This is a genomic window from Allorhodopirellula heiligendammensis, from assembly GCF_007860105.1.
Lineage (GTDB): Bacteria > Planctomycetota > Planctomycetia > Pirellulales > Pirellulaceae > Rhodopirellula > Rhodopirellula heiligendammensis.
In genome coordinates, this window is the sequence record NZ_SJPU01000002.1 from 1,858,761 (window position 1) to 1,885,435 (window position 26,675).

The 26,675-nt window shown below is 57.8% G+C and carries 18 protein-coding genes; 7 read left to right on the top strand and 11 right to left on the bottom strand.

Features of this window, described 5'->3' with window-relative positions; translation table 11 throughout:
• Window positions 1–147: 147 nt before the first annotated feature.
• From Poly21_RS17250 to Poly21_RS17265, 4 genes are all read right to left on the bottom strand, one after another.
• On the bottom strand, window positions 148–516 hold the full coding sequence (locus tag Poly21_RS17250; RefSeq protein WP_146408132.1) for a DUF3127 domain-containing protein: 369 nt from the start codon (window positions 514–516) through the stop codon (window positions 148–150).
• A 29-nt stretch (window positions 517–545) separates the two neighbouring features.
• A complete protein-coding gene (locus tag Poly21_RS17255) occupies window positions 546–785 on the bottom strand; it encodes a hypothetical protein (RefSeq protein ID WP_146408133.1) in 240 nt (79 codons plus the stop codon).
• Window positions 782–1,909 carry a D-2-hydroxyacid dehydrogenase gene (locus Poly21_RS17260; RefSeq protein ID WP_146408134.1) on the bottom strand — a complete coding sequence of 376 codons (1,128 nt, stop codon included), beginning with the start codon at window positions 1,907–1,909 and terminating at the stop codon, window positions 782–784. The genes Poly21_RS17255 and Poly21_RS17260 overlap by 4 nt, the downstream gene beginning before the upstream one ends.
• A 367-nt stretch (window positions 1,910–2,276) precedes the next feature.
• A complete protein-coding gene (locus Poly21_RS17265; RefSeq protein ID WP_146408135.1) occupies window positions 2,277–3,557 on the bottom strand; it encodes a hypothetical protein in 1,281 nt (426 codons plus the stop codon).
• A gap of 339 nt (window positions 3,558–3,896) precedes the next feature.
• Between Poly21_RS17265 and Poly21_RS17270 the strand changes: the two genes are divergently transcribed.
• Together Poly21_RS17270 and Poly21_RS17275 are read left to right on the top strand one after the other, a co-directional pair.
• Window positions 3,897–4,688, top strand: a complete 792-nt coding sequence (locus Poly21_RS17270; protein WP_146408785.1) for a class I SAM-dependent methyltransferase — start codon at window positions 3,897–3,899, stop codon at window positions 4,686–4,688.
• 72 nt (window positions 4,689–4,760) lie between these two features.
• Window positions 4,761–5,084: a hypothetical protein gene (locus Poly21_RS17275; protein WP_146408136.1), complete on the top strand. Its 324-nt coding sequence runs from the start codon at window positions 4,761–4,763 to the stop codon at window positions 5,082–5,084.
• Window positions 5,085–5,122: 38 nt separating this feature from the next.
• On the opposite strand, the gene pgsW is transcribed toward Poly21_RS17275, so the two are convergent.
• The 3 genes from pgsW to pgsB all read right to left on the bottom strand — a co-directional run bounded on the left by pgsW (window position 5,123) and on the right by pgsB (window position 8,340).
• Entirely contained in the window at window positions 5,123–6,406 is a 1,284-nt protein-coding gene (pgsW, locus tag Poly21_RS17280) for a poly-gamma-glutamate system protein (RefSeq protein WP_146408137.1), read from the bottom strand.
• Between the two features lie 94 nt (window positions 6,407–6,500).
• The gene (gene pgsC, locus Poly21_RS17285; RefSeq protein ID WP_146408138.1) at window positions 6,501–7,007 is read right to left on the bottom strand and encodes a poly-gamma-glutamate biosynthesis protein PgsC; all 507 of its coding nucleotides are present in this window, start codon (window positions 7,005–7,007) and stop codon (window positions 6,501–6,503) included.
• A gap of 1 nt (window position 7,008) precedes the next feature.
• The gene (gene pgsB / locus Poly21_RS17290) at window positions 7,009–8,340 is read right to left on the bottom strand and encodes a poly-gamma-glutamate synthase PgsB (protein ID WP_146408139.1); all 1,332 of its coding nucleotides are present in this window, start codon (window positions 8,338–8,340) and stop codon (window positions 7,009–7,011) included.
• Between the two features lie 200 nt (window positions 8,341–8,540).
• Here pgsB and Poly21_RS27635 point away from each other — a divergent pair, with 200 nt between their 5' ends.
• Window positions 8,541–8,879, top strand: a complete 339-nt coding sequence (locus Poly21_RS27635) for a hypothetical protein (protein WP_302119358.1) — start codon at window positions 8,541–8,543, stop codon at window positions 8,877–8,879.
• Here the strand turns inward: Poly21_RS27635 and Poly21_RS17295 are convergent.
• Complete coding sequence (locus Poly21_RS17295; RefSeq protein ID WP_146408140.1) at window positions 8,856–9,797, bottom strand: diacylglycerol/lipid kinase family protein; 942 nt, start codon at window positions 9,795–9,797, stop codon at window positions 8,856–8,858. The genes Poly21_RS27635 and Poly21_RS17295 overlap by 24 nt on opposite strands.
• A 132-nt stretch (window positions 9,798–9,929) precedes the next feature.
• Complete coding sequence (locus Poly21_RS17300; RefSeq protein ID WP_146408141.1) at window positions 9,930–11,234, bottom strand: BBP7 family outer membrane beta-barrel protein; 1,305 nt, start codon at window positions 11,232–11,234, stop codon at window positions 9,930–9,932.
• A 449-nt stretch (window positions 11,235–11,683) separates the two neighbouring features.
• Between Poly21_RS17300 and Poly21_RS17305 the strand changes: the two genes are divergently transcribed.
• On the top strand, window positions 11,684–17,926 hold the full coding sequence (locus Poly21_RS17305) for an alpha-2-macroglobulin family protein (RefSeq protein ID WP_302119361.1): 6,243 nt from the start codon (window positions 11,684–11,686) through the stop codon (window positions 17,924–17,926).
• A 185-nt stretch (window positions 17,927–18,111) separates the two neighbouring features.
• Here the strand turns inward: Poly21_RS17305 and Poly21_RS17310 are convergent, their stop codons facing one another.
• Window positions 18,112–19,623, bottom strand: coding sequence for a sulfatase family protein (locus Poly21_RS17310; RefSeq protein ID WP_146408142.1), 1,512 nt, complete (start codon window positions 19,621–19,623; stop codon window positions 18,112–18,114).
• 447 nt (window positions 19,624–20,070) lie between these two features.
• On the opposite strand from Poly21_RS17310, the gene Poly21_RS17315 reads away from it, so the two are divergent.
• Both Poly21_RS17315 and Poly21_RS17320 read left to right on the top strand, forming a co-directional pair.
• Window positions 20,071–20,829, top strand: coding sequence for a DUF2306 domain-containing protein (locus Poly21_RS17315; protein ID WP_146408143.1), 759 nt, complete (start codon window positions 20,071–20,073; stop codon window positions 20,827–20,829).
• A complete protein-coding gene (locus Poly21_RS17320; RefSeq protein ID WP_146408144.1) occupies window positions 20,807–21,970 on the top strand; it encodes a DUF1559 domain-containing protein in 1,164 nt (387 codons plus the stop codon). Before Poly21_RS17315 ends, Poly21_RS17320 begins: the two co-directional genes overlap by 23 nt.
• 79 nt (window positions 21,971–22,049) lie before the next feature.
• On the opposite strand, the gene Poly21_RS17325 is transcribed toward Poly21_RS17320, so the two are convergent.
• Window positions 22,050–24,857 carry a DUF11 domain-containing protein gene (locus Poly21_RS17325; protein ID WP_146408145.1) on the bottom strand — a complete coding sequence of 936 codons (2,808 nt, stop codon included), beginning with the start codon at window positions 24,855–24,857 and terminating at the stop codon, window positions 22,050–22,052.
• Window positions 24,858–25,536: 679 nt separating this feature from the next.
• Here Poly21_RS17325 and Poly21_RS17330 point away from each other — a divergent pair.
• Complete coding sequence (locus Poly21_RS17330) at window positions 25,537–26,490, top strand: TIGR03009 domain-containing protein (RefSeq protein WP_302119366.1); 954 nt, start codon at window positions 25,537–25,539, stop codon at window positions 26,488–26,490.
• The last annotated feature ends 185 nt before the right edge of the window (window positions 26,491–26,675 follow it).

A 26,675-nucleotide genomic window follows, 5' to 3' on the forward strand; every position in this document is an offset into this window, starting at 1 on the left:
ACCGCGCACGGCATCAAAAATCGAGCGGAATCGGTATGGCGAGCGGAATTTCATACAGCATCAGTGCGAACGGAGAGTGCATCTGCCCTGCAATTCTACTCAAATCGCGCCAAGTAAGCGATTGCGACCGCTCTTGTTCATCATTATTTAGAACGGCGCGTCGTCATCTTCCCCACCCGCTTCGGCGAAGGCGTCGTTTGCTGAACCGCTTGATGTGGGGCCATCACCGACGACCTGGTAGGTCAACGCCTCGAGATTGACGAAGAATTTCACTTCGCTGTCGGCATCCTTCTGCCAGCGACGGCCATTCAGACGATAGGTAATCTCGACTTCATCACCTTTTTTCAATCCATCAACAGTATCGCACGCGTCACGAGTGAACTCGACGGGAACGTAATTCGTGAAGCTGCCTTTATCCTGCTCTAGCACGACCATGCGTTTACGAAACCCTTTCTGACCATAGGTCTTGGTCTCTTCAATCATATGGACCACGCCACGTACTTTTGCGTCACTCATTGTTTACTCGATCAGTTCGTCAGTCAGGATTATTTCACGCTCGGCTCGCCGCCGCCGTTTGCACCTCCAGAGTGTAAGCCTTTCGGCTGCGAGACTAAAGGGCGTCCCTGATCACTGATCGTCACAGTCAGTCCGATCGATTGATAGATTCGATTGAATTCCTCGACAAACGATTCGGTCTCGGTCATGGGCATGACGAGCGGTCCGACGGGACGCTGCCCGTGACGAACAACCGCGGGCGAGGCAATGGGCGGTCGGTGGCTGCTCACGATTGATCTCGCGTATCGTTTTGCAGGCTGGGGTTGCTAACGGTGGCAGCTGAATTTGGCGAGACCTGAGCGGCAGCTCCCGCCACCCGGTACGAGACACTGGGGTGCGGGAAACCGAGATTTTTGTCAACGCGATTAAACAGGGGATCGCCAGCAAAATAACGCCGCAGATTGATACAGACGAGGTCCGTCGTGTCGTCCACACGCCGGATGGATTGGGCACCAACGTGCGGCGTGATGAGGACATGAGGGTCCGTCCACAGCGGGCTGGTCGGCGGTAACGGTTCGGTTTCAGTCACGTCGACTCCCGCACCCGCCAAATGTCCCGACGCGAGTGCCGCAACGAGCGCCGCTTCGTCCACCACCGGTCCGCGTGCGACATTGATAAAATATCCCCCGGGCTTCATCGCAGCGAATTGTTCGGCGCCGATACAGTGGTGTGTCAGTGCGTTCAGCGGCAGCGTCAAGATTACGATATCGGCCGCGGCAAACAGATCGTTGACCCGCGCCGCTGGCCACAGCTCAGCGACTTCTGGCGGTTGACTCTCGGGATAGAAATCTGTCGCCAGGACACGCACTTCCCAAGGCCGCAGCATTTTAGCGATCTCGCGGCCATTTCCCCCCAGGCCGACGATGCCCACCGTCTTGCCCCTCAAATCGTCGGTCGGACGCCGTATGAATTCTGGGATCTGGCGCGCCCGTTCGAATAACCCGATCCGCCGTAATAATCCCATCATCAGTGCGAAGGTTTGCTCGGCGACCTGGGGAGCAAACAACCCCGACGCGCTGCTGACGACGATCTGCGGGTGGGCAATGACGCCGGGCACGAGGCAATGGTCCAGCCCAGCGGCAGACGACTGAATCCAACGCAGCCGATTGGCGGCGAGGGCTCGGTCCCAATCCACTGGAACCTTCGCATGGCCGATGAAAATATCCGCCGTCGGCAACAGTTCATCGATGCGCTCCTGCCCCGCATCAACAACTTCGATGCTGTGGTGCAGGGGAATCGAAGCATCGTCCGTCAATTCTGCGAGCGTTCGCTCGATCTGGTGTCGATGGTGTGCCTCTACCGGATAACACAACACGATGCGGCGAATCGATTCAAAGGGCTGCGGCTTGATCATGCCAATGAAGAGTTTTACTAGAAGGGGTTGGGGCCGCGGCAGACATCTCTTGCAGCGATGAAGAGACAGGAATGGACTCGGGATGTGGGACCGAGCCGGGACCTTCATCAGGTGTGTGCATGCAGGGATCTGGTCGCGGGTGACGGCTGCTACTCAGCCGGCAGCTTAGGACACACTCATCGATCGCTCAATCACAGGTGTATCACTTATCGCGCCATCACACATGGTTTGCCGGAGCTAGACCGCCTCTCGATGCACGGGGCCGATGCACGGGGCCACAGCGATGCACGGGGCCACAGCACTCAGGCGATGGTTTTCGCGATAAAACTAGTCCGCTGGTGAAACGGACCCGCTCAATGTGGCCGCGTTACCGGACCAAAATCAGGGCCCGCGTGATGACATCGTCACCGGCGCTCGACGACGACTCGGGTTGCTGCAGATCCTTACTCGATGGAATAGCCTCTAGCGGCAGAAATGTCTGTTCGCCCAGCAACTCGCGAAACGCCGCCAGCTCTTCACTGTCGTTGCTTTCCAGTTCGAAACTCAGCGGCTCGTCATGCTGAATTTTGGTGGCGTCGACACGAGTCAGCTTGCCGACCATTTGCAACATGGGAGCATCGGTGATCAGTGACAACCCAACCGCCTCTACCAATCGTGGTTCCTGCTGCAAACTCAAGAACAAGCGATCCACTTTCTTTGCGGAGGCCTGCAAGAAAATGACTTGAAATTTGGCCTCCTCATCAAAAGTATCCGCCCGCTTTGCCGCCGCGATCACGTCACGATTGATCGGTAGGCGAGGTGCGTCCTGCAAGCCGGCCTGACGCATCGCGTCACTGAGTACGTCCATCTGGCGACCCTGTGGACTCAGGCGTACCTCGTAGACCATCATCGCGCCCGTGAACGGCGAGTCGACTAGCAAGGAGGCGTCATCGCCGACGGACACCGTCGGTGAGCGATCCATTGCCTCGCTGGGAGTTGGTAAGGATACGATTGCATTCGGTGATGGACGGCTCGGTTCATCAATGCGGTTTGGTTCGCTCGGTAGTTCACCTACGGCCGCCTTGGGAGCATCCGCCGATGCAATCATCGGTTCAGGCTGGGGGGCAATGGGTTCAGTGGGCCCATTGATCTGGGCGGTCTCAATGTCGACCAACGGCCGCTCTGGATCAGCAGCGGGCTGCGGCTCGGATGTGGCGGACGGTTCATGCTGTGCGATCACAGGAGCGTCCAGTTCATCTGGGGAGTTCAAAGAGGTGATCAGCAAGACTGCAGCGGCGGTAGCTACCAAGCCAAGAATCAGCGACACGCGACGCCGATTACGTGCATCGATTGGTTGCTCACAAGTTAGCGATGTATGCGTTTCACCGTTGTTGTCGGCCGTCTGATCGCCTTCCATAGCCAATCTTCGGCGACGACTCTCTGCAAGCACGCGAGCGGCAAAGTCCCTCTTCAAGTGAGGACCCGTCGAGTGCTGCGCAGCAAAGAGTGCACGTAGATCCTCGCGATCTGCACGCATCGCATCGAACTGCGATTGCAAGGCGGGGATCTCCTGCATGCTCTGTTGCAGCATCTGCGTATCCGTCTCGTCCAGCTGGCCATCGAGATGGTCGCTGAGGAGTTGGTCGAAGTCGGGTTCGGGAGCTGACATGCTGTCGGGATCTCAATAGAATCAGGGTGCGGCGAGTTGTTGTAGAGCGAATCCGTTTGCTCAGACTCGTCGCGTGGCATCCGTGGGGAGAATAGGTCGTCCAGTTTGGTTGACAAAAGTGAGATGACTTGTACCCAGAAAAAGTTCCTAAATTAAGCGAAAACGACCCGAAACTTCTACAACACCGGTCCGTAGGGGTGAAAAAAGGCGGATTTTCGCCGTCCTACGCCCTCATTCGCCTTCCTATCTCACTCGCACTCCCCCCCCTCACCGACGCAGGTTCCCTTGACCGCCGACCGCGAAACACTCCTCCGGGCCAATCGACAATGCTACCAACAATTGACGGCAGCCGACTCGCCGCTGTGCCGAATTGTGTCGGATGAAGAGCTGCAGGATCCACTGCACACCGTCGATGGCATCGGTTGGTTAGGCGGCAATATTCGCGGTTGGAACGTGCTTTGTCTGGCCGCGGGTGGGGGCCGGCAAAGTTGTCTTTACGCCGCCGCCGGAGCGCAGGTGACGGTGGTCGATCTGAGCCCCGCGATGTTGGAATTGGACCGCCAAGCTGCTCAGCGACGCAGGTTCAACGTGCGCTTGATTGAAGGTTCGATGGACGATCTTTCCATGCTGCCGCGGGCCACATTTGATCTCGTTGTTCACCCCGTCAGCACCTGTTATCTACCCGATATCGGGGCCGTGTATGCGCAGGTCGCGGCGGTGACACGACCGGGTGGATTGTACATCAGCCAGCATAAGTCGCCGATCAGCCTGCAGGCTTCGGCCCATCGCCGCGACGGACAGTTCGTCTTGTTGCATGATTATTACCGAACCGATCCCGTACCAGCCCCTGAACCATCGACGGCCGTGTCGCGACGCTTGCGGGAACCGGGCGCAGTGGAATTCCTGCACCGTTGGGAGGAACTTGTCGGCGGCATGTGTCGGGCTGGTTTTACAGTTGAGGACTTGATCGAGCCGAAACATGCCACCAAGGACGCGGCGCCCCATAGTTTCGCCGACCGAGGTGCTGTGATCGCGCCCTACGTCCGCATCAAGGCTCGCCGACGTGGCGGCAGTAGCGAATCACGACCATCGAAGCAATCCGAAAAATCCAACCTGTGGATACCCTCCTGACCAAACGTGTCCACCCAGTGGCCAAGACTACTGATGTCGGTCATCGATTCGTTTACCTCCAGGGGGCTTTCCATGAACAGGTCATTCATCACCTATTACCGCGGCAATAAGCAACTCCACACCAGCAAACTCAATGGCTTCCCATTCGTTTCTTTCGGTGACCCGGTGGGCGAGGTCAATGGTGCGACCTGGTTCAATAGTGTCACGATCACGATTGGAGGCAACCGGGAGCGCGTGGTCACCAGCAAGGACTTCGATGGCCCAGTCGCGATCTGTTTTGAAACCTGTGGTCAACCCCCGCGATGGTTTGGCTTAGCCGATACAACGCCCACTCATCTCAGCACGAAAGAGACCGGCAGACGTCAGGAGACCTACGCCCAAGAGACGTCCGCTTGAGAGCGGCGTCTCTCCGCGGCGCGGCCGCACTGCCATCGCTACACCATCCACTGCGGCTGTGACTTCGCGTCATCGCCGAACCATCCGCGACGCTTGCCCGCATCGACCAGTCGGGCCGGAGGGCGGACGACGAGAAGAGTGGATAGCATGATGAACACGATCCCAAGCACGGCGAGCGGACGGCGCAGATCCGCGATCGTGTACACGCCTCCCTCGCCAGGACGGATGGTTTCGGTCGAGCAGATCGGCAATCCGTACACATCTGCCATCTTCACCACGTTGATCATGTTGATCACCGGCACACCCGAGGCCAGGAATCTGGTCGCGACACAATCGGTCGCTGTGCCTGCAGAGGATTCACCGGTCGGGTCGTCTTCAGTCGCCACTCGCGCTGTTGCTGCGGCTGTTTCGCGGCCGATGCCCAACAGTCGCCGAGGGCTGAGTTTCGACATGGGGCGGATCAAGCCTTCGCCGAGCACGTCATTGCCGATCGTGCCGCCGACTGACGCATCTCCACCGCCGACGTTGATGTAGACCGTATACGTTTCATCCTCCACGGCCTGAGCGTAGACCAGCATGCGGCGTTCAATCGCATCGTCATCGCTAGTACTATCCATTAGCGGCAGGCCGCTGCGATGAATAGATGCGTCGAGCAGCTCCAGAGTGTCTTTGCTCATCCCCGCTGCGCGATCTTGGAATCCACCTCGCGAAATCATTTCACTGCGATGTTGAATGATGCCCTGCTCGTACAGCAATTTTTCCATGTCGGGCCACATCATGTCTGGTGAATTGGCACCGAACTGGCTCGAGGCTGCACTGCTGATAATGACGGGCCGTAGGTCCATCGCTTCCGCTGCTGTATAGACCGCGATGTCCAGCGCGGGAAACGATCCGGTGCAGCCGATCGCGATCCGATCACCGGGGCGGACTCCAGCGTCTACCAGCAATCGTATTGCGACGGCAGCAAAGTTAGGGTTCACACTCGTGAGCTTGGCATCCAAGTGACCCGGCAAACTGGTCACCATCGACATGGAAGGACCAATCATGCCTGTGTTCGCCGGATCATGGACTTTAAGCATCTTGTGACCGAGCGAAACCCGCTGGCAGTGGATCGCCTCGAAAGCTTGTGCTGTCCGCTCAGAGGCTCGCAGCATGCGTTGCTCAAGGTCGGGGACATGCATCGCCTTGCCAGCTAATCGTTCGAGTCCCTGTGAACGACTGGGTGCATGCCGCAGTACGATCACCACGGCAATGGAGAGCGCCGCAAGAAATAGCAGGGATGCTGACGATATTTTTTGCGGCCGATAGTAAAGCTTTTTCATGGTTCGTTAGTGGGGAGCGGAGGCCGTTCGATGCGGTCAAGGTTGAATTGCGGACAGCGGAACACATGCCGACGCATCAGACGCCGGACAATGCTCAGGCGAGGTGGGTGACTCCCATCGCTACCAATGTCAGATAGACGAGGGACGTTGCGATGATGAGTGGTGAGAGCGTTTGCACAACGCCGCTCCGGGCGATCCACAAGGCGACCAATCCAGGGATGACAAAGCCGATCACAGTCATGCTCTGCATCCACGCCAGTGAACTTGCTGGATCAATGACCGCGCCACCGGCCATCGACGAGCTGACGCTGGGCCACACCATTTCCAGGGCGCCACGTAGCGTCGCTGCAACGGCAAATCCAAAGACCATCGTCAGAACCACTCGGCGACGACCGAACAAGATCGCGTACCGATCGACTTCATGAACTAACCAGGCCGTCAACAACGCAGCCAAAATTGTGGCAATAATGGTCAGGGGTTGATCGAACGAGAGGGCCAAATAGCCCGGCACAATCATCCCCCCGACGCTCAATCCAAACGCTTCGGTGAACAGCAAACTAACGACCAAACCAATTCCAATCGACAGAGCGAGCCATTCCATTTCAAACCATCTCCAGTACACGCGTGGGGGCTGATTGGGGAAGTGCGTATCGCTCCCAGCCTTCCTTCTGCTCGAAAAAGTCTGCCAACGCCATCCCCGGGCCAGCGATATTGCCGACACCCATTAGCAGCATGCCAGTATCTGAGTTTTCAGCGACGGCTGTCTTCTCAGCGACCGCCGTGGTCGCTCCTGCGCCGCTGTGCTTTTGCGTGCGTGCGGCCGCTTCAGCGGCGAACGACTCCAATAGCATTGTGACGACTTCGTCGCCGGAGGCATTGCCCAAGCAAAGTATGCGATTCTGGTCGATACCACCCTTGAGCAACCGACGCAGAAAGACGTCGGTGCCCGATCCGATAATGACGACGCGGTCGTAAGCTCGCCAGTTAACACAGGCATTCGCCATGGTCACTGAGCGGTCGATGCGGTCGACCCGGCAGTTCATGACCAGCACCCGGCGTGACACGCCGGGGAAATATTCGTAGGCAGCATCCCAAATACGAGTCGTTGACTCGGGGTCGTTCGCGGCGAAGGCGTTGACGAAGTGCCACGAGTCGCCTCGCACCGTTTGTTGGTGGACTCGCATCGCACCTGGATCTGGCTCAGCCGCCCACATCCCCTGGAGCGCAACATCTCGGGCCACGCCGAGTTGATCGCAAACCGCGAGCGACAAGGCTACGTTTTCAGCGTGCTCCAGGTAGGAAAACTGCGCGAGCTCTTCTGGCGTGATCATGGCCGAGTCAGCGGCGGTAATGTTTTTCAGCGACGAACCCCGGTCCGCACAAGCTGCGCCCATCACCTGCAATGAGTCAGCGCGGTCTTCGGCCGTCAATAGGGTGCCCCCGACTGGGACGGTTGCTGACAGGGCGCGGGCAACATCGAGCCGCGTCGGCCCCATCACATCGAGATGGTCGGCACGTGCATTGGTAATCACGCCGTGAGTTGAGCGGACTAGCTTCAATTCGCAAACCGATTGCAACAAGGGCTGCAGGGCCATGCACTCGATTACGAGTGCTTCAGCACCCTCAGCAACCGCGGTTTTGACAATGCGTTTCTGCTCGATCACGTTCGCGCGATCGGGGCGGAAAATCGGCAACTCTCGGCCGTCATCGAAAATCATTCGCGCCAACGTCCCCGTGGTCTTGGCACAGGTGCGTATTCCACCAGCCCGTAATCCTGCCGCGATCAACCGTGTCACCGAGGACTTGCCCCGTGTGCCGTTGACGTGAATCCGATAAGGGATTTTTTTGAGTTGACGGTGGTACCACCACGCTTCCAAAAGGGCAACCGAACCAACGATGGCGGCAACTGCCACCAATGCTACCAAGCCGTTCACTGACCGTTCTCTTTCAATTTGAGGAGAAACCTTGCCGCTCGATTCATGCCGGCATCGGCATATGGGGAAAGCGAACGACTATTTGCGCGACAGATCCGATGATCATGCTGCCATCCAACAGCTGATCCCTGAGTGGTTTGAATTAGCGCCGACCTTCGTCATCACAGCGCTGCTGGCCAATCTCGTCTGTCCATCACGCGATGGATAAGACTTCGATCGACACGCAAAAACTGGGCCGATTGGAAGGGGCGTCTTTTGATTGCTGGGAAAAGGTCGACGAACTGAGTCAGCAAGGCTCCAGCCATGTACGTCGATATCGTGAAGATTATTCCCTGTGTTCGGTTGAAGTAAAGAGTCATCCGCAAGAATTCTCTTTCAATCGAGCAAAGTTAATCTCTTTTCCGCTGCAGGCCCCCAATGGTGCTGGATGGGTCGCAAGTGCAGCGGTCTACTTTCAGGGACAGCCGTCCACTGATGTGAGTCTGATCACCTTGATGCCCCAAGGCAGCGATCGATCAATTGACAATCGGCGGAGCTAAAAGAGTCACCCGGCCCGGCAAAACCTCGATCTCGACCGGGAGGCGTCCGGCGTAGTCGCCGTCGAGCTGGTAGGGTACCCGCAGTGGGGATGACCAGATTGCGGTTCGAAACCGGCGGCGATCGACGTCGCGGTGGCGCAAGTGCCAACCCAGCTTAATCCGCGTCAGGTAGTGCAGCCCATTCCAAAGCAAACCTTTATGCAGTGAAATGCGGTCGAGCATGCCATCGGTGCCATTGGCACCGGGTTCGATGTTCAGCCCGCCACCATAGCAGGGGAGGTTGAATGCCATCATCCAGCATGCCGAACGGGTGTATGTCTCTCCCTCTCCCGCCGTTTCGCGCGACGTGATCGTCGGGTACCCATACTTGGAGAGGGCTCTCAGAATGGGGCGAGCATAGCTCCAACGCGTGATGTGCCCGCGTCGAGTCAGGTGCATGCCGCGAACGACCTCTGCATCCATCCCCGCGGTGACCATCACTAGGAATAATCGCCCATTGGCTAACCCGGCGTCGATTACTAATGGTTTGTTCCGCTGGATGCTATTGCCGACCGCCTCAGCGCTACAGGTGTAACCGAAGTGACGGGCCAGTAAGTTTTCGGTTCCCATTGGCAACGGAACGATCGGGATTTCCCTCGGCAGATTTTGCGCCACCAGTGCTAAAGTGCCATCACCGCCCGCTGCTACAACCGCAAATCGTCGGGTCGACCGGGAGTGATCAGCGATGCGATCACGCAGGGCCCCCATGCTATGGGTGACATGCACGTCGATTGCATCGCCCCGCAAACGCTTGACGAGCAGGTCGATCTCCTGACGCCCCTGACCGCGGCCCGCCTTGGGGGATGCACAGATCCAGACTTCGTCAATGCGATTGTCCACCTCAGCAGATGTGGTGCGAGGTGGATGCGGTAGCGTCATGGTTGACATCATACACATGCTTAGCGATAGCGACGGAAAGAGGGCGTGCAGGTGCGTTCGCCAAAAGGCCAAGCTCCACTTTTCAGCGACGATAACTACATTCGAGGGGTATGGTTTTTGTCCTACTATCGCTTAGAACTGCAGCTGCATCCCCAGGCTGAGACCATGTGCATAATAATCGCTTTCGACGAATTTGAACTGGGGGCGGTGAGACCCTGTCAACGGGTCCACGGGCGGTGCGAGCAGATTAGGATTGACGTCCGTGTCGATTTGATCGCCTGCACGAACCACCCCGGGTAGGTAGACGACCGTGTACCCCGCCGTGGCGTGGAGACAATCGAAAATTCGTACGCCGAGCGTCAATCCGATCTCGGGAATCATGGTGAATTGGTTGCGTTCAAAAGTTCCCGAGTTGAATCTTTGCGCCAGCAGTCCGCCGGGGTAGTTGGTCGTCGTGCCAAATTCTGTTAACGCCGTCGATCCGGCGATCCCCACAGACTGCTTGTTTTGGCCAACGGCGACACGCAGCAGTGACTCTAGCCAGACGCGTTTCATGTTGGCTTGGTAGGCGACCCCCAGCTGCAAACCGTTGAATTCGTTTTTGGTGTTGAATTGATCGCTCAATTGAATCGTTCCCAGAGCACCGGGGACAAAGGATTCTGCTGATTCGGAAATCACCAGTTGATCCTCCAATCGCATGTTTCGATATCCGACAATCCAATCGACGCGATCAGAATTACGACACGAAACGCAGTTCCCGCCACAGGTCGGGCACAATGCGGCTCGACCTGCGAGCATCGCCGAACGCAGGCCGGTCGAGGACGTGATCGCAAGGTCACCTTCGAAAACGTTGGGATAGTTAATTAACTGAGCCGTTTCACGGTCATTGGTGGTATCGAAGAATGGCCTCGCGAGAATGTCGTAATCGCTGCCACCGGAGAACCCATCGTTTTGGTCGGCCAGCGAGAAGTACTCGCCTTCGATGCCAAATGCTGCGGAGGGGGTGAAATAGAACCCGCCCTTGAGACGCAATCCGTTGGTCGCACTGCCATTGATGCTGCCACCGCCGAACAGCACGCTCGTCGAATCAAATCCGAGTATGCCCGCTTCGTCCTGAGGTGTCCCGGTGGGACTGGTCGTGGCGAGTGCCGGCGTGTCCATCCCCTTGGTTCGCCAGTACAGGTATTCACCGCGGAACCACAGACGGTCACTGGGGGGGCCACCGATCGCCGATCCGAAACTACTCGGATACCCGGCGCCGCTGGGGGAACCGATCCACATTGGCGGTGCGGTGAAGACATTGGTCGTCCCGGCCGGGTAACCACCGGTCGAGTAGGGGTCTGTCGAGGGAGCTTGCGCCGCCGCGCCGGCATGCCACATAGTTGCAAACAAGCACACGGTGATAGACTTCACCAGCACTTGCAGCAGGCGGGACATGGGGGGGCTGGAGTCGAGGATTGAATTTGGCACCGGATCAGACTTTGGAGTTTTTTTCAAGAATCACTCAAGATTTTCTTCGTAGCTTCCGCAGCATTCGTATTTTTGACGACCGGTGTCAAGATCATTTACCGCTGGCACGCCCGCAGGCGGGGGCCATGAATTCAGTCCCGAAAGAAAGTAGTGTGAAGGTGTCCGGGAATGATCCTCGCTGGACGGTCCGGTAACGCTCTCAGCGAGACCAGCGGGCTGCTCTGTCTGCGGAAGGGGGGGGCACCTTGCGAGCACGGGGCCGCCACCCGTATTGCGCTAGGTCGCGGGCTGACTCGAAGGCACCGGATCTTTTTCTGGCAAATCTGCCTAATGAACTCGCTGCTGAATCGTTATGTTGAAAGCACGTGTCCGTGTGCATCTTTTCCACTTCTCGTCTCCCCCACGAAAAACCATCCATGAATGCTCGCTGTGGTCTGATCGGCACCTTCCTCTGCTTCGCTCTTCTACTCACCCTGCTCGCTCCCGCCCAGCTCATGACTACGAATGATGCCCAATCACCGGAGCCTGCAGCGTGGCAGGCGATCCAGGAAGCGATCAACCAGGGCCTGCCGAAAACGGCAATGGAGGAGATCGAAAAGCAACTTCCCGGAGCGATCCAGCGGCACGAGGACGGACTTATCGTTCGCCTGCTCGCCACCCGAGCGACCCTGGACGGACAACTCGAAGGCCGCGGGGAAGTTCACCGGATTGTGAAGTTGCAAGCAGATCTGGAAACCGCACCAGTGTCAACGCAGCCTATCCTCCGCGCCATTCTCGCTAACTGGTTTTGGAGCTACTACACGCAGAACCAGTGGCGGTTCCAGGATCGCACTGAAATTGATCCGCAAATCATCGACTCCACCGAACCGGTGGTGATCAAGTCATCTGAAGACATCACCACCTGGACTCGCAACCGCATCGTGAGGCAGTCCGCCGCCTTGTTCGAGGCGGCCTTGAGTGCCGAAGACGGCAGCGAAAAGACGCTTCAGCAAACTCCCATTGCCGACTACAACGACTTGCTCGTCCAGGGCACCGCGCCCGATAACTACCGTCCGACACTCTACGATTTCGTAGTCGCCGAGGCGATCGAGTTCTATGCCGACGCCAATGGAACCTACGCCGGTCCCGCCGATCGTTTTGAGCTGACTGCTGATTCGCCCGTGTTTGGCGATGTCGATTCGTTCATCGCTTGGGAAGTGCCAGACTCCGACGCAGGGTCACCGCTGCGGCGAGCGACCACTCTCTATCAGCATTGGCTCGAGTTTCATCGTGGCGACGATGATACGGCTGCGTTCATTGACACTGACCTCACCCGTTTAGAGTTCGCTCACGAGCATGCTATTGGGGATGACGAAGGCAAAAAATTCGCGGCAGCACTGCAGGCATTTGTAAAGCGAAATGGTGGGAACCCCATTTCGACTCGAGCTCAATTTCAGCTTGCGACGCTCGTTCGGCAAGACAACGAGTTGGTTCGCGCTCACTTCATTGCGCAGGCCGCGATCGATGCCCACCCCAAGAGTCTGGGCGCCTCGCAATGTCGCGATTTGATCGAGCAAATCGAAGCCCCTTCGATTCAAATCGCCACCGAACATGTTTGGAATTCTGAGCTGGATGAATCTGCTCAACCCCAGATTGATGTGAAATATCGAAACACCACCAAAGTGTTCTTTCGCCTAGTCGCGTTGGATTACGAAACGGTGCAGAAATCAGGCCAGCAGCCCAATTACCTCGACCGCCGCCAACGAATTAACGTGCTGGGACGAAAACCGGTTGCCTCCTGGTCGGCTAATTTGGCACCGACAAACGACTACCGTGATCGCACCGAGCATCTTCCTGCCAACACCCGCGTGCCCCGCGGTGCCTACTATCTGATCGCGAGCACCTCTCAGGATTTTCCTTTGGAAACGGAGTTCACGGCACTCACTGACGTGTGGGTCAGTGGCCTCTCGTTGGTAATGGAAACGCGATATGACGATCAGGCAATGGTTGGTTACCTCGTCGAGGGGCGCAGCGGCGAACCCGTCAGCGGTGCTTCGATCGATGTCTGGGCACGCAAGCAAACGAATCGCGGTCGCGAAGATTTAACGAACGTCGTCACATTGAGCACGAATGCGACAGGACGTTTCGAATTCGACAGCGGCGAGCTGCGAGACATCAACTTTTTAGCCAAGCGAGGTGAAGATCGCCTATTGTCGCAGACGTACCGAAACTACCGCTATCGACAAGCCGGCGACCATGACAACGATGTCACGCGGAGCCACTTTTTTACCGATCGATCGATTTATCGTCCCGGTCAAACCGTTCGCTACAAAGTGATCTGCACGCGATCCAACCAGACGACGAACGATTATCATGTTTCTGCTGATGAACAACTCACTGTCGAGCTACTCGACGCTAATGGCAAAGTCATCCAGGCCACCAAGCATCAATGCAATGAACTCGGCAGTTGCCATGGCAGTTTCAACTTGCCCAACGGTGGATTGACCGGCCAGATGACGCTCCGCACGATCGGCCCGTTTGGTGGTGCTGCATCGATTCGCGTCGAAGAGTACAAGCGTCCTAAATTCGAAGTCGAAATCGACGCGCCCGAAGAGTCGGTGCGATTGGGCGAGGCCGTGGTCGTTAGCGGGCACGCGACCGCCTACACCTCAGCGCCGATCGATGGTGGCAAGGTCAGCTACCGGGTGGTTCGTAAAACACAGTTCCCGCCGTGGTGGGGATATCGCTGTTGGTGGTTCCCGCCATCGCCCCTGCCCGCCCAAACAATCGCTGAAGGCACGACCACGACTGACGAAATGGGCGAGTTTTCCATTGCGTTCGATGCGATTCCTGACGCATCGGTGGATCGCCAAAGTGAACCGAAATTTCGCTACGAAATCACTGCGGATGTCACTGACTCGACCGGCGAGACACGTGACGCTACCACCAGCGTGTTGATCGGCTACACGACGATGGAGGCCACTCTGAGTACTCCGTCCGTCAACTGGTTGACCGATGAAGATCCCATTGAGGTCAAGATCGCTACCAAAACCTTGCAGGGCGACCCCGTCTCAGCCAAGGTCAAGGTCGACATTTATTCGCTGAAGGCACCGGATGCGATCGGACGCAAACGGCTGGACAATGCGATTACATGGGACCGCATCGATATCCAACCGGGACAGCTCAACGAGCAACAAGACGAAGTTCGGGCGGAAGAACCCAATTCATGGCCCCTCGACAAAGTCGTCAAGACCGTGGAACTGACCACAAACGAGTCCGGACATGCAAGTTTTGATGCCGAACTGGAGGCCGGGAACTTCCGGGCCGTCCTAGCGGCAGTGGATTCAGCCGGAAACGACGTTCAGGCGATCCTGCCACTGCAGGTAATCAACCCCGATGCCGATCATTGTGAACTGGCAATTGCGAATTTGTTTGCCACCGAAAAGCAATCGTACGAACCCGGCGAAACGTTTCGTGCAGTGTGGGGCAGCGGGTACGACTCCGCCCACGCACTCGTCGAAGTCACCCATCGTGGCAAAATGTTGCAGCGATTTTGGACACCCAAGAACCGCACTCAGGTCGAGATCAAACAGGAGATCGATGAGTCGATGCGAGGTGGGTTCAACGTGCGGGTTTGGATGGTGCGTGAAAACCGCCTGTACTTAAATGAAACCTACGTCGACGTGCCCTGGTCGAACAAGGAACTCAAGATTCGCTGGGAGCATTTTGTTTCCAAACTCAAGCCAGGTCAGCAGGAAACTTGGACCGCCGTCATCGAAAACCCATCGGAGCATGCATCCGATAAAGGCGAAGCTGCGATGCGGCAGGCTGCAGAAATGGTCGCAACACTGTATGACGCATCGTTAGACGCCTTCGCTCCCCATGGATTTCCAAGTGGTTTTGGTTTGTTTTATCAGGATCGTACGCACACCTCCGTTGATGACCAAAACCGCTGGGTTCACCTCCAGCAGATCTCGACAGGACGGTCGCATGGATCGGGAGGTGGGGTGCTGACATATCGCCAGTACCCACCGGAACTGCAGGGGCAGATGGCCTTTCGAGGTCGCATGATGCAAAAGGGCGGCCGCGCGATGCCGATGATGATGATGGCAGATGGAGCGATGCCTGCTGCTGCACCTGAAATGGCCAGGAGCGCGGGGAACATCGCCATGGAATCCGAGTCGTTGGCACTCGGTGAACCGGGGGCTGCTGCCGACGATGCGGTCGGTGAACCGCCGGCGGACAAGAATGACGTCGATCTATCCAACGTCTCGCCGCGGAAAAATCTCAATGAGACCGCGTTCTTCTTCCCTGAATTAACCGCCGACGACCAAGGCGTGGTGAAGATGAACTTCACCATGCCTGAGGCGCTGACTCGGTGGCAGTTCATTGGGTTCGCACACACTGCAGACCTCGCGGGCGGGCTGCTCCGCGATACCACCGTGACCAGCAAAGAGTTGATGGTCCAGCCCAATCCACCTCGTGTGCTGCGCGAAGGTGACGAAATCGAGATTACGGTGAAGGTTACCAATCAATCGGCGACGGTGCAGAGTGGCTCCGTCGCGTTGCAGTTCGCCAGTGCTCGCACCGGGGATAGTGTCGATGAGCGGCTCGACAACATTAACGTACGGCAGTCCTTCGAGATTCCCGCTGGTCGCTCGCAGTCGTTCTCGTGGCCGATCCGCGTTCCCGACGGAATTGGTTACCTGACCTACAAAGCGGTGGGCTCGACGGGCCGACTGTCCGATGGTGAGGAAGGTTATCTGCCTGTGCTGTCCAGGAAAATCCTCGTTCATGAGTCAATCGCACTGCCGATCGATGGTGCGGAGACGAAGACGTTCACGCTCGACAAACTCGCCGAGCTAGATCCTAGCTCCAGTTCAATCCGCAGCGAGTCGCTGACGATTCAGATGACGTCGAATCCTGCTTGGTACGCCGTGATGGCTCTGCCGTACCTAATGGACTATCCCTACGAATGCAGCGAGCAGACCTTCAATCGCTTGTACGCCAATTTGTTGGCAAGACACATCGCGACCTCCGATCCCAAGATTGAGCGGGTCTTCAATACCTGGCGCAATCAACCCCTGCCGTCCAAGGGTGCGTCCGGCGGACGCGATGCCTTGGCCTCGCCACTGCAGCAGAACGAAGAGCTCGCCTCGATCGCTCTGACGGAAACGCCATGGGTGCTCCAAGCGGAATCGGAAGCTGAGGCTCGCCGCAATGTCGGAATTCTGTTCGATCAAAACCGGGTCAACGATCAAGTCGAGCGATTAACGCAACGACTGACCGACGTACAGGCCGATGATGGCAGTTGGCCATGGTTTCCTGGTGGCCGATCCAATTCGTTCATCACGCTCTACATTGCCACCGGTTACGGTCGACTGCGGCATCTTGGCGCCGAGGTCGATCCATCACCGGCGATCCGTGCATTGGGGCATCTGGATGCATTTTCCAAAGAGATGTACGAAGACATCAAACCGGGTGATCGCGAGCAAAATCATCTGTCCAGCACGATCGCACTCTACCTCTATGGCCGGAGCTTCTTCCTGCAAGACTCGGATATTGCGGCTGATGCAAAGCCCGCACTTGACTACTGGCTCGACCAAGCCGCTGAGCATTGGTTGAAGCTCCCCCGCATGAGCCAAGCACACCTCGCGGTGGCACTGAAGCGGTTCGGTCGTGCCTCGGATGCCTCGTCGATCGTCCGATCGCTGAGAGAACGCAGCGTGACGGATGAAACCGGCATGCACTGGAACGATGATGTCCGGGGTTGGTTCTGGTTCCAGGCCGATATCGAGACGCAGGCGATGATGATCGAGGTGTTTGACGAAGTTGCCTCCGATCAGACTTCCGTGGAGTCGTGCAAAGCTTGGTTACTTCGCCAGAAAGAAACTCGCTCGTGGGAAACGACCAAAGCAACCGCTGATGCCGTCTACGCACTGCTACTGCGGGGCGTGGATCTGCTTGCCGATCAAACGCTTGTCGATGTGACAGTTGGCGAACAGGCTGTCGAGCAGCAGAACGTTGAAGCGGGAACGGGGTTCTACGAGCAGCGATTTGCCGCCGCCGAGATCACTCCAGCGATGGGGTCAATCACGGTAACCAAAACGACCCCTGGAATCGCATGGGGTGGTGTGCATTGGTCGTTCTTTCAGAACGTCGACGAGGTCACCCCGCATGACGGTACGCCGCTGGAGATTGAAAAACAGCTCTTCGTTGTCCGCAGCACTCCGAGTGGCGAAGTCTTGCGTCCGGTGGTCAACGGACTCGTCGCGGGCGACGGTGCTGACGCAAAATCAGGGGGAAGCGTGGACGCTGATGGTACTCCCATCGACGTCGGTGACGAGATTGTCTCGCGACTGATCGTTCGCACTTCACGGGAAATGGAGTTTATCCATCTAAAGGATTCACGCGGTAGCGGTACCGAACCGACTAACGTGTTGTCCGGCTACCGATGGCAAGACGGGATGGGCTACTATCAGAGTACCCGTGACGCTGCCGAGCACTTCTTCATTGATACCTTGCCCACAGGCACCTACGTGCTCGAATCACGTAGCCGTGTGCAGTTGAGAGGACAGTATCAGAGCGGTCTGGCGACAATCGAATCAATGTACGCCCCCCAGTACAACAGTCACAGCGAAAGCCATCTGATGAAGGTGGGCCAGCGGCAACGTGACTAGACGTCGGTAGAGGGGCGACATCTGCTGTCGCTCTACCGAAGTTGTTGGCTTCATGTCATCCATGAGGCCGTGGCGAATACGATCACGCGGGACGATGGTCCCGCGGTGGAGTTGGCCCCGCGATTGAGCTGGCGACATGGTTCAACGAGTGGGAATGCTGACGGTCGCGCTCGAGACGCCGCAACCTAAGGCAACCACGCGACCTCGCGATCGTTACTCAGCTTTTTGCCAGGAGTGCAGCGTCCATTCGTTACTTGTTCTTCGAGCAGGGCGAGCAGCTCAGTTGCTTTTTCGGGATGTTCGGCGATCAAGTTTTTTTCTTCGGCGGGATCATCAGCGAGATTGAAGAGTTGCATTTCGGGGAGGTTGCGCTGCTTGGCAAGCGGCTCTCGAGGTTCGCTCCAACCGCCACTGCCGGCGCACAAACAGAGTTTCCAAGGGCCTTGGCGAATGGCGAAGGAGCCCCCAATGGAATGGCTGATCAACGTGTCGCGAGCCGAAGTTTGGGCGCCCGCGAATACGGGCGAGAGGTCGAAGCCGTCTTCTCCTCCGCGGTCCTGGCGAGGTACTTCGGCAATCGCTTCCAGAGTTGAGTAAATATCAGTCAGGCAGACGAGTGCGTCAGAATTGGTACCCGGTGCGATGTGACCGGGCCAACGGGCGATCAAGGGCACACGGTGGCCGCCCTCGTAGATGTCGGCTTTGTAACCACGGAAGCCGCGACTGGGATCGTGATCATGTTTCGCGAGGACCTTGAAATTCGCCTGTGGAGAGCAACCGTTATCACTCGTGAAAATAAACAACGTGTCTTTGTCGGCGCCCGCTGCTTGGAGAGCTGCCATCAGTTCGCCGACGTGATGATCGACCTGCATGACAAAATCGGCATACGGATTCATCCCACTGGCATCTTTGAACGGCGGTACTGGCACGATCGGTGTGTGAGGAGCGGGAAGCGCCAAGTAGAGAAAGAAAGGTTTTTCGGACGCCGCGGGGCCTGTCTGCGTTTGAACGTGCGAGATGGCCTTGTTGAATAGATGTGGCAGAACGTCATCAATCACAAAGTCGGGCGCAATGGGGCCCTTGCGATACCAGCCGTACGGATCTTGTTTCGCGGTGACGCCTTCTTCACGGGTGGGAATGGCCGTCGCGTGTCCGGTGTTGACCCACACATAGGGCGGCATGTCGAGGGACCCGCAGTGAGCGTAGTATTGGTCGAAACCATTGATGTCCGGTCCGTTTAGCACAGGCTCGGAAAAGTCAATGTTCCCATCGGTCATCTCCCAGTCCCAGCCAAGATGCCATTTACCGATCATGGCAGTGTGGTAGCCCGCCTCACGCATCAAGTGTGCAATGGTCGGTCGATCTGCAGGAATTAAGTGTTTACTGGTACCACTGAGCACGCCCTTGGCCAGAATCGATCGCCAGTTGTACCGTCCCGTCAACAGGCCGTATCGTGTCGGCGTGCAAACCGCGCTGGGTGTATGGGCATCGTGGAAAGTGATCCCCTCGTCAGCAAGTTGTTGTAGGTGAGGCGTGCGAATTTTGCACTGTGAATTGGTGGGAGAGATATCACCAATTCCCAGATCATCGGCGAGTATCACGATCACATTGGGAGACGCCGCCATCGCCGCGGGAGAAAAACCGGCGAGCGTGGCAACGCAGCTGATTGTCAAGAGGCGAATGAATCTGAGGTGCATTGTGTTTCCATTTCCATCATGAGTGGGGAGGTTCAATTCGAGTCCCGAATATAGCACGAGGCGTGCGCTTCCGTCGCAGGGACGTTGGCTTCAGTCGGCCACTTCTCTTGCTGATTTGCTGTCATTTGCTAGCAAACCCGTGTCGTCCCGGCAGGGAGGATCGTCCTCTGCCGAGGTGCAAGGGCCGGTTGAGCTGATCGACAGCGTGACGCCCTATGCGTCTCGGCTCCGTGAATCAACAGCCCGTCACGTTGCCCCTCAAGTCGCTTGATGGCTACGCGTTTGTTGGACTTAGCCTCGTAGGTCGTGGCAATCGGGCGGAGCCGCACGCTAGATTTAAATAGATTGCACGTGAGTAAAATACGGTACATTGAATGGGAATGATCGCCGTGGGAACGATTGTGGGCACCGTCACCGTTTGGAAATTGGCCTGGGAGGATCGAATTTGTGAGTGATTCTGCCCCCGACCTTTCACGGCAGCATCCCGCAATGACTTGGGTGCGATTTCCTCGAGCCAACGCTCTTTTCGTCTTTGCGATTAGTCTCTTGGCGACAAAGATTTTTGCCCTGATCTTGGCTGAGTACCGGTTCTACTTTCCCGCCAATTTTGAGGCGACTTTTTTGCTGGGCCGCGAAAACTCGTTTCACGGGGTCTACGCAGTGGCGTTTTATACGCATTTGATCGTGGCTCCACTGACGCTGTTGCTCGCTTTGTTCCTAGTCTCGACGGGGCTGCGATCGATGGCCACACGGCGGCGTGGGCACCGGCTGGCGGGGCGAGTGCAAGCAGGATTGGTTATCGGCTTTCTTGTGCCGAGCGGTCTGGTGATGGCGACGCAGGCACTTGCTGGTCCGATAGCGGGCGTTGGTTTTATGTGCCTATCTCTCGCGACTGGTTTGAGCGTCACCGCAACGGCGGTGACGGCGATTCGATGCCAATTGAAATTGCACCGTCGGTGGGCGATTCGCTCCGCTATTTTGCTCGCCTCCCCCCTGCTGTTGCGATTCCTCGCCGGAGCTGCGTTCATGTTGCAGGTAGATTCACCGGAGTTTTATCGGGTCAATGCGTGGGTGAGTTGGTTATTGCCACTGGCCGCTTATCAAGTGTTTTGTGTTTTTGTCAGCGAGACTCCGCATCGCTGGCGAAGGTTCCTAAATCCTTTCGCTGAATCGAGGAGTCGTGATGAGTCGCTGCAAGTGGACTGATAGGCGTCGATTGCGATACGGTTTCACGTTGATCGAGTTGTTGGTCGTGGTTGCTGCGATCGCAATCCTAATTGGACTGCTGATGCCCTCGCTCAGGATGTCGCGCGAGCCCGCCCGCCGCATGTCCTGCTCCAATAATTTCAAGCAGCTTGGCTTGTCGATGCACAATTATCATGCCGCATACAATCAATTACCGCCCGCCATGGGCGGAACAGGACGTTTCAGGCACGCCGATTCACAAGCCCAGCATGGGCTCGACAATGCGGGACGCCTGAGCGGATTGGTGGCGATGTTACCGTTCTTTGAGGAGCAGGCTCTGTGGGAACAAATTGCGGCGCCGCAGCAGAATGCAGACGTATCCTATCCGGCGTTCGGGCCTGCTCCCACGGTGCCGCGTTATGATCCCTGGGCAACGCAAGTGCGTTCGCTGCGCTGCCCGAGTGACCCAGCGGAGAAGTTACCGTTCGGTCTGACCAACTATACGTTTTGCATCGGCGACGCTGCACGCGACTTGTATCACGAGAAAACGTCCGCGAGTGGTGACTCACTGCCGCCTCGTGGTGTTTTTGCGGCAGCAAGTCAGCGGGTGACGCGTTTTCGAGATGTGGTCGATGGACTGACCAACACAGTCGCCATGATGGAGATCGCGAATAACATGGATCGGCTGGTGAGCGGCCAATACGCCGTTGGGCAACCGGCAAGTTTTCTTGCTGCACCGGCGACCGGACAAGAATTGCTGGATCCACAACGTCCCGCATTTTACCAAGACAGCACAGCGTTGAGCGCGGCTGGAAGGGGTGGCCGTTGGGCGGACGGTGCCGCTGGGGTCGCTTTGGCCAACACGATTTTGCCACCCAATAGTATCAGTTTCGCGGTTGGCGGCGAGGACGCCGTTGACGGAATCTACTCCGGTGGGAGCTACCACCAGGGCGGAATCCACTCGCTGATGGCCGATGGAGCCGTCAAGTTCATCGCCAACAGCATCGAAGCGGGCGACGCGACGTCAGCCGTTCGAAGTGCTTGGTATCAATCGGTCGAACCAACCGGGGATCACACGGATCGAGCGAGTCCCCACGGATTGTGGGGAGCATTAGGATCCGCCGCAGGCCAGGATCAGGATCAGATTGGCAACTTTGAGTAGCGGCGTTCATCCGCATCGGCAGCCCGCCACCTTCCGGCGGTGGGCCGCGCTGAGGCGGGGCCGTCTCGACCACGGCTCCTTACCGATCGGCATACACCATCGTACTTTCTTCCTTGGTTACCGGCACGCGGGACTGATCGCTGGTGACGACAGCTTTGATCACGTGGGTATCGGGCTGTACACCGCGAACGCGGATGCGATACGTCAAATCACCGCCAGCGGGCAGATTTGCGTGTGGGGCGAATACCACTCCGCCACGTCCGTCCGTGCCTGCATCGGAGTCGCTCTCGAGCATTTCGATGCCGGCCGGCAACAACAATCGAACCTGCACGTTCGTGTCATTACGTGAGCCCGCGTTTCGGACCTTGATTTCGTAGGTCGTCTCGCTTCCCAGTTCGATCGGGTCGGCGGTGTCGGCGATGCTGAAGGTTAACTCGGCTTGGGACTCGACCGTCACCGTGTGTTCACTTTCGCTACGGGTATCCAGATCCGCAGTGGCTTCCATGCGGATAACTTGATCTCCCGCTTCGACGGGTAGAATGGTCACGGGTACGGATGCCGATTCGCCTGCCGGCAATTCAACGATTGACCAGCGGACGGCGTGCCGATTGGGATCGTACTGGCCGTTGTTCTCGGTGCTGACAAAGGTGAAACCGCGATCGAGTCGAGCAATCACTTCCACGTTGCGTGCTGCAGCGGTGCCCGGATTGTCGATCTTGACTGTGTAATTGGCTTGGCGTTCGAGGAATCGGCGGTTCGGGCCTGAGATGGCGACCTTCAGACTCGGCGCGACGACTTCCACGCTCACCGAGTGGTTGGCTGGTTGCGCGTCATCGGCGGTCAGGTGGACGACGTTCTCGATCATGCCGGGCTCGACGGCACGCATTCGCAATACTTCGCGGCGAACCTCCCCGGGACGTAAAACGCCTAACGCATTGTCCAGTTGTCGGCCGTTGGGGTGATCCAATCCGGGAGGCACGTCGGCCTGGAGAATCACTCCGGTTGCGGCACCGGTGCCCACGTTGGCGACTTCCAATTCGACTTCGAGCTGTTGGCCAATCAGTACCTTCTGCGGGGCTCGTTGGGTGATCTTAAGTTCGGGGCGAGTACTGCGGGTGCGGACTGAAGCAGCGGCTTCGAAGGTGACACGGGCCACACTGCCGAGCTCTCCCTCTTCTTGGGGAACCAATTGCAGCGTGATCGAACGCTCGTCGCCTGCAGGCATGGCGCCGAGTTGCCACACGAGGAGATCACCCTGCATGGTGGGTGCTGGTGTGGCGTCGACAAGCTGCATGCCCGCAGGCACGCGGTCGTGGACGAGCACGCCGAGCGCCTCTGCCGTACCGGCATTGCGAACTTGAATGACGAAAGTCGCAGGTTGGCCAACTTTCACTTCCGCCGGAGCGCGTTTATGGATGACCACGCTCGGCGTTTGAGCGCCCTCGAGCCTGCGGTCGCCAGGCAGGTTGATGGAGATCGGGTCGCTCTGAGCGGCGAGATAGGCATCTTGACCGGAGCGATTTCCGGCTCCGCCCTGCCCTGGCATTCCGAGCGCAGGATTGGCGTCGCGTTGGTGACCAGCGTACTGGGCGGGGGTCTGACCAGGGGAACGCTCGTTATCATACATGTTTCGGCCACCGGCAGCTTCTTGAGGTGCAAAACCACCCTGGCCGAAACCGCTCGGTGCTGCATTTTCCGCAACGGCGTTGTGTTGTTCTGGCATGCCGGCGCCGGCACTGTTCTGATAAAGCGTGGGCTGGGGGAGCTCCGGTAGCGGGGACTGATACGGATTGTTGGGAGCCATCGCGGCGTCGTCGGCTGCAGAACGCAATTGATTTTCCATCCCCATGGGGTGTCGCAGCGAATTGCCACCAAACGATTCACCGGGGCCACTGGGCTGCTCACCAACGAATCCCTGCATCGCAGGTGCCTGCTGCACCGGCGCCGCGTCGTACATCGGTGCGCCCCTACCCATCGATGATGGATTGTCCAGTGCAGCAGAGTCGTTCATGGCTGCCGTCGATTGCATGGGCGCAGACTCGTGCATGGGCACAGGCTCGGACAGGGGCGCGAGCTCGTGCATGGGCGAGGGCTCGTGCATGGGCGAGGGCTCGTGCATTGGTGCAGATTCGGGCATCGAGGCGGACTCGGGCATCGAGGCGGACTCGGGCATCGGCCCGCTGTCGGTCATGCCCCCGTAGGCCTGAGGCGGCAGGCCCGGTGCGTCGTCCAGAGGTGGCGTAGCGCCCATCATCATGGGGCCTTGGTCAAACTGAATCTCCGGCATCGTGCCCGTTTCGGGCATCTCCGGGTCGAGGCCCGCTTGATCGAACTGGGGAGGAGCCGACTGCTGTGGTTCTTGCCGTTGAGACGCGTGTTCTTGCGGAAGTCCCATGAACGACATCGCCATGGCAGGACCCTCGTTGGCTCCTTGGCCCGGATCGGCGGCAGCGTCGCCGTCGGGCTCGTCCATTTCGCTGGGCAGGCCCATCATGCCCGCCGGATTGAACGCCGCTGCCGGCAGTGACATGGGGCCGTCGTCGGCAGACTCAACGCCGACGGGTTCCTCGTGGGCGACTTGGGCGATCAACGTTGTCGGGGGAGCGTCATCGAAAGGTGGCTCGGACTCCGAGCCCGCCTCGCTGGCGGGAACCGTTGATGGCATGGCGGCCATAAACGCCGCTTGCTTGATGGGCGAAGATGCTCCGTCGTCGGCAGCGATGGGTTGCAGAGACGCATCGACGGGCGCGGGCTGATGGAGCTGGGGCACGTCTGTCTCTTGCGGCAATTCCTGACGCTGAACTTGAGCCGCAGCCAATGCTCCCATTGCCACGGTAGCGACGCCGCCGGTGAGACGCCACGAAAGTAGTTTTCCGAATTCCATCATGGTTCGCATTCCTTTGCGTGTCCGCGCGGCCGATACCGCCCCGTATTGCCAATCCGTGGCCGAGAATTGTGGACGTATGTTCGGTGTTGTAAAATGGGCAATCATGGCATGGTGTATCCAACGCAGATTGACCGTGCCTAAGCCTTTAGCAAAAATGGAACATTCCCGCCAAGAGCGAATCTCGACCAGGTAATGTGGTCGTGAAGTATTAAAATACGGTCTCTGCCTATAATCTCGAATTTCGCCCGGCCCAACTGCGGCAGCGACGAGCCGAGTGCCCAGTGGTGGAGTGCCCAGTGGTCGAGTGTCCGGTGGTGGAGTGCCCGGTGGTGGAGTGCCCGGTGGTACAGGGCGACACCGTGCGGAACGGTGTGTCGTGTCCCCTGCGGTTGCCTCCCGTGCGGTTGCCCCGGCGGCGGTGTTGTTGAGATCCCCGCATCGAGTCACTGACACGATTCGGCAGGTGAAAATGGGGGTTGGTTGTTTTTCGCTCTTTCATTGGCTGGCCAGCATTCGTTAGGCTCAGTAAAAATGGACGTTTCCGTCCTGCCCACCCCGACTCGATGCGTCAAGGATGATGCGAATGAATCTCTGTTGCCCCCCCACTGGCCTTGCGTGGTTCCCGATGGCCTCCCCTTCACGCGTAGTTGCTGAGCGAGGACGTCAATCGCGTTCGCGGATGAATTGCGTCATTGTGGCCGGATTCCTGTTTTCGGCCTTCACGGTTAACCCTGTCTCAGCCCAGATTCAAGGCCGGCAACCTCAAGCGAGTAATCCCACGCAGGCGGCTGCTGGCACTGCCCAGGCGATCCCAGAAGCGTATGCGGCCCCCTTTGAGCCCCTCGACGCGAAGGCGCAAGCTCAACTCAATGCGTTGCTACGCGCTTGGGAAACACAGAGCAAGGGCACGAAAACGCTCGAATGCCGGTTCCAGCGTTGGCACTACGACCTCTTCGCGGCACCGGCAGGGGTGCACGCCACGAAATGCCAAGGTGAGATCAAGTACGCGGCACCCGACCGCGGCCTGTTCAAAGTGGATCAAAAGTTGTCTTTCGATGGCATGAAAGATGAAAAACCGCAGTACAGTGAGAAACCAGGTCAATTTGGTGAGCACTGGGTTTGCAATGGTCAAGAATTGCTTGAGTTCGACCACAGCAAGAAAGAGTGCCGCGTGCAGCAGTTGCCGCCTGAAATGCAAGGCCAGAAAATCTTTGAGAGCCCATTGCCATTCGTCTTCAATCTCGACGCCAAGCAAATTGTCGAGCGGTATTGGGTCCGGCAGGTCCAAGCCCCCAAGGAGGGCATGATTCTGATCGAGGCCTATCCCAAACGCCAGGAAGACCGGTCGCAATACAAGCTCGTGCAAATCGCCTTGAATGAGAAGACCTACATGCCCGAAGCATTGTTGATGTACGCACCCAACTTCAACATCAAAACGGCACCCCGGTGGGATCACTACGAATTCATCAATGTGCAGCGAAACTCGATCTCGCAAGGTTTGTTCGATCGTTTCATGAAGAAGTTTATTGATGAGAAGCCACCTGGAGATTGGAAGGTTTTCCATAACTCTTACCAACCGCAAGAGCCTCCCCAAATGGCCACCCCTGGCGAGTCCGCCCATACGCTGCGATAAGTCGGCGTATGCATCGCTCTGGTTGCTATCATCGCCGCAGCAAAGCAGCACCTCTTCGATGTGTTCGCAAGCTTGGGATCGCCACTTTCTGGCGATGGTAGCCGCCTTCGATATCAAGGGTTTATGGTTTCGCTGTGCGGTAGAATGAGTGGGCCACAAAGTCATTGTTCCGAGTTTCGGAGAGA